Origin of the sequence: Pseudomonas protegens (genome assembly GCF_003732485.1) — a bacterium.
GTDB classification, from domain to species: domain Bacteria; phylum Pseudomonadota; class Gammaproteobacteria; order Pseudomonadales; family Pseudomonadaceae; genus Aquipseudomonas; species Aquipseudomonas protegens_B.
Genome location: NZ_MOAK01000036.1, coordinates 1 through 5,403, shown reverse-complemented (window position 1 = coordinate 5,403; position 5,403 = coordinate 1). Strand labels below are relative to the sequence as shown.

Sequence of the window (5,403 nt, the reverse complement as noted above, 5' to 3'; positions counted from 1 at the left end):
AGCAGAACTTTAAATACGCGTTCCTGGTTCATCCCAGCAGCTCCTCGAATTTCTTCACGGCCGACACAGTGATCAACACTTTGTCGTATGCGATCAGACTAACTGGATCGGAACCTTGCACGTCACGAACATCAACGTGTGGCAGGTTACGAGCAGCCAGGTACAGGTTCTGATCAACAGCGTCCGACACGATCAGAACGTCGGTCAGGCTCATGTTGTTCAGTTTGCCCAGCAGATCTTTGGTCTTCGGAGTTTCAACAGCGAAATCCTGAACCACGACCAGACGATCAGTACGCACCAGCTCAGCAAGGATGGAACGCATTGCTGCGCGATACATCTTCTTGTTCAGCTTCTGGGAGTGATCCTGAGGACGAGCTGCAAAGGTGGTACCGCCGCCACGCCAGATTGGGCTACGGATAGTACCGGCACGAGCGCGGCCAGTACCTTTCTGACGCCATGGGCGCTTGCCGCCACCAGAAACGTCGGAACGGGTCTTTTGCTGCTTGCTACCTTGACGGCCGCCGGCCATGTAGGCCACGACTGCTTGGTGAACCAGCGTCTCGTTGAATTCGCCGCCAAATGTCAGTTCGGAAACTTCGATCGCTTGAGCGTCATTTACATTTAATTGCATGTCAGCTTCCCCTTAACCGCGAGCCTTGGCCGCCGGACGTACAACCAGGTTGCCGCCAGTAGCGCCAGGAACAGCACCCTTGACCAACAACAGATTGCGTTCAGCGTCGACGCGCACTACTTCCAGGGACTGCACGGTCACGCGCTCAGCGCCCATATGACCGGACATTTTTTTGCCCTTGAATACACGACCAGGAGTCTGGCACTGGCCAATAGAGCCCGGGACGCGGTGGGAAACGGAGTTACCGTGGGTGTTATCTTGACCGCGGAAATTCCAACGCTTGATGGTACCGGCAAAGCCTTTACCTTTCGACTGACCGGTAACATCTACCAGTTGGCCAGCTGCGAAGATTTCTGCATTGATCAGATCGCCAGCTTGGTACTCGCCTTCTTCAAGACGGAATTCCCAAACGCCACGACCGGCAGCAACGTTCGCTTTAGCGAAGTGACCTGCCTGAGCAGCAGTCACGCGCGAAGCACGACGCTCACCTACAGTGACTTGCACTGCACGATAGCCATCGGTTTCTTCAGTTTTGAACTGGGTGACGCGATTCGGCTCGATCTCAATGACCGTGACCGGAATGGAGACACCTTCTTCGGTGAAAATACGGGTCATACCGCATTTACGACCGACTACACCAATAGTCATGTTGTAAACCTCATGAGTGTACGGGGCTTTCACCCGCTATGGCCGCCCATTTCAGAGCGTTACACGACTAAGACCGAGTCTTAGCCGAGGCTGATCTGCACTTCCACACCTGCCGCAAGATCAAGCTTCATAAGAGCATCAACGGTTTTATCCGTTGGCTGGACGATGTCCAGTACGCGCTTATGAGTACGGATCTCGTACTGGTCACGCGCGTCTTTGTTGACGTGCGGGGAGACCAGAACGGTGAACCGCTCTTTACGGGTAGGCAGTGGAATTGGACCACGCACTTGAGCACCAGTACGTTTCGCGGTTTCCACGATTTCCTGGGTGGATTGGTCGATCAGGCGATGGTCGAAAGCCTTCAACCTGATACGGATTTGCTGATTTTGCATTGGATTTCAGACTCCAGGCTGCTATTCCCACCGGGCGCAATACGCCCGTTAAAAGGAGGCGCAATTCTATAGACGGCCCCACAGAGTGTCAACCCAATAAAAAAGCCCCCGCAAGCGGGGGCTTCTTCATGAGTCGTCGATTACTCGATGACTTTGGCTACGACGCCAGCGCCGACGGTACGACCGCCTTCACGGATAGCGAAACGCAGACCATCTTCCATCGCGATGGTTTTGATCAGAGTGACAGTCATCTGGATGTTGTCACCTGGCATTACCATTTCAACGCCTTCTGGCAGCTCGCAGTTACCAGTCACGTCAGTAGTACGGAAGTAGAACTGTGGACGGTAGCCTTTGAAGAACGGAGTATGACGACCGCCTTCTTCTTTGCTCAGAACGTAAACTTCAGCGGTGAACTTGGTGTGCGGCTTAACGGTACCCGGCTTAACCAGAACCTGGCCACGCTCAACGTCGTCACGCTTGGTACCACGCAGCAGAACGCCGCAGTTCTCGCCAGCACGACCTTCGTCGAGCAGCTTACGGAACATTTCAACGCCGGTGCAGGTAGTCTTCTGAGTGTCGCGCAGACCAACAATCTCAACTTCTTCCTGGATGCGAACGATGCCACGCTCAACACGGCCAGTTACCACGGTGCCACGACCGGAGATCGAGAATACGTCTTCGATTGGCATCAGGAACGGCTTGTCGATTGCACGCTCTGGCTCTGGGATGTAGGTATCCAGAGTTTCTACCAGACGCTTAACAGCGGTGGTACCCATTTCGTTGTCGTCTTGGCCGTTCAGAGCCATCAGAGCCGAACCGATGATGATCGGAGTGTCATCACCTGGGAAGTCGTAAGTACTCAGCAGGTCGCGCACTTCCATCTCAACCAGTTCCAGCAGCTCAGCGTCGTCAACCATGTCAGCCTTGTTCAGGAAGACAACGATGTACGGAACGCCTACCTGACGGGACAGCAGGATGTGCTCACGAGTTTGTGGCATCGGACCATCGGCAGCCGAGCAAACCAGGATCGCGCCGTCCATCTGGGCAGCACCAGTGATCATGTTTTTGACGTAGTCGGCGTGACCTGGGCAGTCAACGTGCGCGTAGTGACGAATGTGCGAATCGTACTCTACGTGTGCAGTGTTGATGGTGATACCACGAGCTTTTTCTTCTGGGGCGCTGTCGATCTTGTCGAAGTCAACACGAGCCGAACCGAAAACTTCGGAGCAAACGCGAGTCAGAGCAGCAGTCAGAGTGGTTTTACCGTGGTCAACGTGACCGATAGTACCCACGTTAACGTGCGGCTTATTACGTTCGAACTTTTCCTTAGCCATCGAAATCACCCCTACGGAGAAGAATTAAGCAAGTCACACAAGCCATTAAAACAAAGGCAGATATTTTCATATCTGCCTTGTTATATGGAGCTCTTGAGCGGATTTGAACCGCTGACCTCACCCTTACCAAGGGTGTGCTCTACCAACTGAGCTACAAGAGCGAAACACTTTGCAAAATCTGCAAACTTGGAGCGGGTAGCGGGAATCGAACCCGCATCATCAGCTTGGAAGGCTGAGGTTCTACCACTAAACTATACCCGCGGAGCCTGCAGCTCTCGCTAAATCTGGTGGAGGGGGAAGGATTCGAACCTTCGAAGTCGTAGACGTCAGATTTACAGTCTGATCCCTTTGGCCGCTCGGGAACCCCTCCTAAGCGAGGCAGCATTTTATACTATGCCACCCTTCTGTCAAGCATTTTCTCAATAAAATCTTGAGGTTAGCTGCACTGACCACGCTTCGCGGCTTTGACTTCAAGAAGTCTTCACTGCGGAGCGGGCGCCATTCTATGCAACCTATTCGACAGTTGCAACCCCCTCACAAGGCATTATTTTATGTTTTAACTCATTGAATTCCTTAACAAGGTTCAGAAGCTGAGGATCATCCAGCAAATGTTTGCTTTCAGGGGATACACGCAGCCAAAAGCCTGCTGAACCAGGAACATTCAAGGACTGCAACCGAACCTCTACCCCCAATGCAATCAGTCGCTGCTCGAGCATTTGAGCCAACTCTCGGCGAACAAAGCCCCCCAGATAGAGACAGCCCGCATCAGCCTCCCCGGCCTTGCCTTTATCGCGCCGCTCTACAGAGTCAGTGGACTCGCTCAGCAAGCGAATATCTTGCTGAGAGCCACGATAAAGCGAGAGCGGCATCACCTCTTTAGCTCGCAGCGGAGCTTCCTGCTGGTGCCAGACGTAGTAAAAGCCATTGAGGACCAACAACAGAAGAAACAACCAGCGCATAAATACCTCAGGACAGAGGAGAAGCCATAGCCAATCCAACAAAGACCAGATCGCCCACCACCCAACCTTGCGGGCTTAGCGCAGCAACCCGATCAGCACCACCGATGAGAAGGCCCACAGACACCACCCCCAATAAGTCGGTTGCATCAGAACAAATTGCCGAATATCAATGAACAGCCGGCCCCCTAGGAGGAAATAAGCCTTTGCATCTCACCTACGCCGCGAACACTTACCAAACGGCAAACCAAAAGCCGAACCAAAGAGAGAATGGAGCTCATTCACCACCGTATGAAGCCACTCTCCCAGTCGAATTCAAGAATCATCCCGCAATCTCAAGCTGAGCTCTCCGCCGCTATACACCTTCTCTTCGCCCTCTACATTCAAACGCAGAGCACCTTGACGATCGATACCGACAACTACGCCATCAACCTTATTCACACCTGCAATCAGAGATACGGCACGTCCTTGCCAGAGATGGTTTTGCTCCCACTCCTCCTGGATGGCGGAAAACCCCCGTCGCTGATGACGCTCCAGATAGGAAGCCAGAACGTCATTCAAACGAGCAACCAAATGGTTACGGTCCACCAACTTACCAGCCTCCAACCTGACCGAAGTCCACTCCTGATCAACGTCATTGGTGCTTTGCATATTCACATTGATTCCAACACCCAGAACCACGTGGCATACATCTGCAGGATCACCCACTAGCTCTAAAAGTATTCCAGCAATCTTCTTCTGAGCAACCAAGACATCATTTGGCCACTTCAGCCCTGCACCAGGGACTCCACACTCTCTTAGGGCACGCATAACTGCCAGCCCTACCACAAGACTGAGCCCTTCCAGTTGCCGCATACCACCATCGACTCGCAAGACCAGGCTGTAATAGATATTTTCAGCAAAAGGGCTTACCCATTTTCGGCCTCTTCGTCCCCGCCCAGCCGTTTGGCGCTCTGCCAACACCAAAAAGGGAGCCGAACAGGCCTGATCAACAGACCTCAACGCCTGCGCGTTCGTCGAGTCGATAGAGTCAAAAACCTGAACAGCCCACGCACTCTCAGGAGAGAGCCGGGCAATTTCTGCTGCACTTAACAACGTGATTGGAGAAGCTAGCTGATAGCCCCGCCCGCGTACCTTATGAATGACAAGCCCCAGCTCAGCCTCAAGAAGCTGCAACTGCTTCCATATAGCACTGCGGCTAACACCCAGCGCCTGACCGAGCGCCTGACCCGAGTGAAATCGCCCATCTTTCAGAAGCTCTAACAACGTCGACATGCAGTTTCCGCCTCACCATGAGGCAGGCATGATAGCCATGCCCAGCGCCATTGCATAGAAACCCCCACCTGACGAGCAAGTCGATCGAGACAGCAAAAAATCAAACCCATTTTTCGCGCGCAAAAACAAAACCCCAATTGCTTTCGCAATTGGGGTTTCGGAATTTA

6 protein-coding genes and 3 tRNA genes are annotated in these 5,403 nt (G+C 53.1%); all 9 read right to left on the bottom strand.

Annotation, left to right across the window (positions count from 1 at the left end; translation table 11 throughout):
- Positions 1 to 28: 28 nt before the first annotated feature.
- Positions 29 to 631 carry a 50S ribosomal protein L4 gene (gene rplD, locus BLX41_RS06895; RefSeq protein ID WP_007924200.1) on the bottom strand — a complete coding sequence of 201 codons (603 nt, stop codon included), beginning with the start codon at positions 629 to 631 and terminating at the stop codon, positions 29 to 31.
- A gap of 12 nt (positions 632 to 643) precedes the next feature.
- Positions 644 to 1,279, bottom strand: a complete 636-nt coding sequence (gene rplC / locus BLX41_RS06890; RefSeq protein ID WP_007924205.1) for a 50S ribosomal protein L3 — start codon at positions 1,277 to 1,279, stop codon at positions 644 to 646.
- Between the two features lie 80 nt (positions 1,280 to 1,359).
- The gene (gene rpsJ / locus BLX41_RS06885) at positions 1,360 to 1,671 is read right to left on the bottom strand and encodes a 30S ribosomal protein S10 (RefSeq protein WP_003186070.1); all 312 of its coding nucleotides are present in this window, start codon (positions 1,669 to 1,671) and stop codon (positions 1,360 to 1,362) included.
- 140 nt (positions 1,672 to 1,811) lie between these two features.
- Positions 1,812 to 3,005 (bottom strand): elongation factor Tu, encoded by a 1,194-nt coding sequence (tuf, locus tag BLX41_RS06880; RefSeq protein WP_060841339.1) that lies wholly within the window; start codon positions 3,003 to 3,005, stop codon positions 1,812 to 1,814.
- Positions 3,006 to 3,090: 85 nt separating this feature from the next.
- Positions 3,091 to 3,166, bottom strand: a tRNA-Thr gene (locus tag BLX41_RS06875).
- 26 nt (positions 3,167 to 3,192) lie between these two features.
- Positions 3,193 to 3,266, bottom strand: a tRNA-Gly gene (locus BLX41_RS06870).
- A gap of 24 nt (positions 3,267 to 3,290) precedes the next feature.
- Positions 3,291 to 3,375, bottom strand: a tRNA-Tyr gene (locus tag BLX41_RS06865).
- 142 nt (positions 3,376 to 3,517) lie between these two features.
- On the bottom strand, positions 3,518 to 3,964 hold the full coding sequence (locus BLX41_RS06860; RefSeq protein ID WP_123724303.1) for a hypothetical protein: 447 nt from the start codon (positions 3,962 to 3,964) through the stop codon (positions 3,518 to 3,520).
- A 312-nt stretch (positions 3,965 to 4,276) separates the two neighbouring features.
- On the bottom strand, positions 4,277 to 5,236 hold the full coding sequence (gene birA / locus BLX41_RS06850; protein WP_123724302.1) for a bifunctional biotin--[acetyl-CoA-carboxylase] ligase/biotin operon repressor BirA: 960 nt from the start codon (positions 5,234 to 5,236) through the stop codon (positions 4,277 to 4,279).
- Between the last annotated feature and the right edge of the window lie 167 nt (positions 5,237 to 5,403).